This window comes from Paraburkholderia sp. (assembly GCF_026225065.1).
Taxonomy (GTDB): Bacteria; Pseudomonadota; Gammaproteobacteria; order Burkholderiales; family Burkholderiaceae; genus Paraburkholderia.
Window position 1 is genome coordinate 1 of record NZ_JAMFSB010000270.1, and the last position, 3,834, is coordinate 3,834.

Annotated in this window: 3 protein-coding genes; 2 read left to right on the forward strand and 1 reads right to left on the reverse strand. The window is 62.8% G+C overall.

Annotation, left to right across the window (positions count from 1 at the left end; genetic code table 11):
- On the forward strand, positions 1-827 hold an 827-nt coding region (locus M0954_RS19305), incomplete at its 5' end, for a helix-turn-helix transcriptional regulator (RefSeq protein ID WP_297354937.1).
- 41 nt (positions 828-868) lie between these two features.
- Here the strand turns inward: M0954_RS19305 and mdeB are convergent.
- Positions 869-3,592 (reverse strand): alpha-ketoglutarate dehydrogenase, encoded by a 2,724-nt coding sequence (mdeB, locus tag M0954_RS19310; RefSeq protein WP_297354939.1) that lies wholly within the window; start codon positions 3,590-3,592, stop codon positions 869-871.
- A gap of 150 nt (positions 3,593-3,742) precedes the next feature.
- On the opposite strand from mdeB, the gene M0954_RS19315 reads away from it, so the two are divergent.
- The coding region (locus M0954_RS19315) for an AsnC family transcriptional regulator (protein WP_297354941.1) at positions 3,743-3,834 on the forward strand (92 nt) is incomplete at its 3' end.

The window sequence follows — 3,834 nt, forward strand, 5'->3', positions numbered from 1 at the left end:
ACGAAAATCCGCTTGGTACGTATTTGAGGGATCGCCGTACGAAACTGGATCCTGCCACCTTCGGCATTGCGTTGATCCGCCGGCGCACGCCGGGGTTGCGACGTGAAGAAGTCGCGCAGCGCGCCAACGTCAGTGCGACCTGGTACACCTGGCTCGAGCAGGGTCGTGGCGGAGCACCCTCGGCCGAAGTGCTGGAGCGGATCGCACGAGCGCTGCTACTGACTGACGTCGAACGCGAGCATCTGTTTTTGCTCGGTCTGGGCCGCCCGCCGGAGGTCCGCTATCAGACAAGCGGTGGGGTGACGCCGCGATTGCAACACGTGCTCGATGCGCTGGAGCCGAGTCCGGCCTTGATCAGGACCGCCACCTGGGACGTCGTCGCGTGGAACCGCGCCGCCGCTGCGACGCTGGTCGACTATGGCGCGCTGCCGCCGGAGCAACGCAATATCCTGCGCAGTGTTTTCTGCGACCCGCGCGTGCGCGCCGCGCAAACCGATTGGGAGACCACCGCGCGCTTCGTCGTAGGTGCATTCCGGGTGGATGCCGCACGCGCCGGAGCCACCAGTCAGGTCGCCGCGCTGGTGGAGGAACTCTGCCAGGTGAGCCCTGAATTCGCCGCGATGTGGCGCGACCATGACGTGCGCGCTCACGGCGAGGGGGTCAAGCATCTGCGGCATCCGATCGCCGGCATGATCGCGTTCGAATATTCAGCGTTTGCCGTCGATGGCCGATCGGATCTTCATATGGTGGTCTATAACCCGGCCACGCCACGCGATGCCGATCTGGTGAAGTCGTTGATCGAGTCGCGCGCGGTCACGACGCAGTGAATGCACAGTGACCGCACGGTGATTCGGGCATACCGTAGCCCTCACCGTACCCAGGACGCACCACTCGGCCATCCGCTTTTGCCATATCGCTCCACTGCGTCCCGAACCACCCGCGCCTCGACTTCTCCCTCATCGGCCAGCGCCTTCAACGCAGCAATCACGATCGAAGCCCGATCCACCTCGAAGAACTCCCGCAGCGCAGCGCGGGTATCGCTGCGGCCGAACCCATCGGTTCCAAGCGTTACGTACCGGCGCGGCACATAAGCCCGAATCAGCTCCGGCACCGCGCGCACATAGTCCGTCGCGGCAATCACAGGTCCCTGCGACGCACCAAGCGCCGCGCTCACATAAGGCTGGGTCTCCACGCCGCCCAGTCGGGAAGACCGCTCAGCCGCCATACCATCGCGCTGTAACTCGGTAAAGCTGGTCACGCTCCACACGGCGGCGTCGATGCCCCAATCGTCCTTGAGCATCGTCTGCGCGGCGATCACTTCTCCGAGAATCGCCCCTGCGCCGAGCAACTGCACGCGCGCCGTTGCTGTGGACTCCGAAGGCAGCGGATAAATGCCCTTCAGTATCCCGTCGCGCACCCGTTGCAAATCGCCCTCGGGCACCGAAGGCTGCGCGTAGTTTTCATTCATCACAGTGACGTAATAGAACACGTCGCGCTGCTGCTCAACCATCTCGCGCATGCCCTCATCGACGATCGCCGCTACTTCGTAAGCGAACGCAGGATCGTAGGAGCGGCAATTCGGAATAGTCGATGCCGCGAGATGGCTCGTGCCATCCTGATGCTGCAAGCCCTCGCCCCCCAGCGTGGTCTTGCCCGACGTGGCGCCGATCAGAAAACCGCGTGCCCGCTGATCCGCCGCCGCCCAGATGATGTCGCCTATCCGCTGAAAGCCGAACATCGAGTAGTAGATATAGAACGGCAGCATCGGCAGGTCGTGCACGCTGTACGACGTGGCCGCCGCAATCCACGACGAAACTGCGCCCGCTTCCGAAATCCCTTCCTCGAGAATCTGTCCTTTGGTGTCCTCACGGTAATACAGCATGGAACCGAGGTCCTCCGGCTCGTACAACTGCCCAAGCGGAGAATAGATTCCAACCTGACGAAACATGTTCGCCATCCCAAACGTGCGCGCTTCGTCCGCCACGATCGGCACCACCCGCTGGCCGATCTCGCCATCCTTCAGCAGCGCGGTCAGCATCCGTATGAGCGCCATCGTCGTGGACATTTCGCGCCCGTTCGCATCCAGCGCAAATTGTCCCCAGGTCTGGATCGAAGGGACGGTCAGCCCCTTCGATGCCACTCTCCGCCTTCTGGGCAGATAGCCCCCCAGGGCAGTCCGGCGCGCATGCAGGTATTGCATCTCCGGGCTGTCTTCCGCTGGTTTGTAAAACTTGACCTGTTCAACGTCCTCGTCCGGGATCGGCAACCGGAAGCGATCGCGGAACGCCTTCAGGTCGTCGAAATCGAGCTTCTTTTGCTGGTGCGTCGTCATCCTGCCTTGCCCGGACGTGCCCATGCCGAAGCCCTTCATCGTCTTCGCAAGGATCACGGTGGGCTGGCCACGATGGGCCAAGGCCTTTGTGTAGGCTGCGTGCAGTTTGCGCACGTCGTGACCGCCACGGCGCAAGCGGTCGATTTCCTGATCGCTCAGTTGCGCAGCGAGCGCCGCGAGCTCGGGATTCTGGCCGAAGAAGCGCTCGCGGTTGTAGGCGCCGTCGTTCGCCGAGAAGGTCTGGAACTGGCCGTCCACCGTCTGAGCAAAGGCACGCGCGAGAGCGCCGGTCCGGTCACGCGCGAACAACGCGTCCCAGTCCGAACCCCACACCACCTTGATCACGTTCCAGCCTGCGCCGCTGAAGTGCGCTTCGAGTTCGTCGATGATGCGGCCGTTGCTGCGCACCGGACCGTCGAGCCGCTGCAGGTTGCAGTTGATCACGAAGATCAGGTTGTCGAGCCCTTCGCGCGCTGCCAGCGACAACGCACCGATCGATTCCGGCTCGTCCATCTCGCCGTCGCCGAAGAAGCCCCACACCTTGCGGCCTTCGGTTTGTGCCAGGCCGCGATTCTGCAGATAGCGCATGAAGCGCGCCTGATAAATCGAGTTGATCGGACCAATGCCCATCGAGCCGGTCGGAAACTGCCAGAAGTCCGGCATCAGCCACGGATGCGGATAGGAACACAGCCCCGGCCCGGCGATTTCGCGCCGGTAGTGCTGCAGACTTTCTTCGTTCAGGAATCCTTCCAGATAGGCACGCGCATACACGCCCGGCGACGAGTGCGGCTGGAAGTACACGAGATCGCCGCCGGTGCCTTCGCCTGCGTCAGGCGGTGCGGCACGGAAGAAGTGATTGAAGCCCACTTCGAACAGATCCGCCGCCGATGCATAGCTCGCAATGTGGCCGCCGAGTTCGCCGTACGCCTTGTTGGCCCGCACCACCATGGCAAGCGCATTCCAGCGCAGCGCGGCGGCAAGCCGCTCCTCGAGTTCGAGATCGCCCGGATAGCGCGGCTGCTGATCGAAGGCGATGGTATTGACGTAGGGCGTCACGCGCGCCCGGGAGGACTCGACGCCCTGCGCAAGCGCGTGCGCCGCGAGACGCTCGAACAGGAAGTGCGCGCGGTCGCGCCCGACGTGCTGTACCACGGCATCGAACGCTTCCAGCCATTCGGCGGTTTCCTCTGGGTCGCTGTCTTCCTGCCCGCCGCGCTCAAGAGAGCCCAACTGCAATGCACCGCTCGACAAATCCGTCATGACGCCACTCCAGGGGCAGGTATCCGGTTAAACAGGGTTGGCACCATGGTAACCATCAACCCGCAAAATAGGCCTCTGATTTGCTTGTCATTCCCGGTCTGGATAGTGTATTTATTCTTCGTAGACGCTCATTTACGGAATATGTCATCTATGACAACAACGCCGAAACGGCTGGACCGCATCGATATCGGCATCCTCAGCCAGTTGCAGCAGAACGCCCGCATCACCAATTCCGAGCTGGC

What these genes read in the sequence shown, in the direction of transcription:
- mdeB (WP_297354939.1), bottom strand. Translation starts at nt 3,592, where the DNA reads ATGACGGATTTGTCGAGCGGTGCATTGCAGTTGGGCTCTCTTGAGCGC.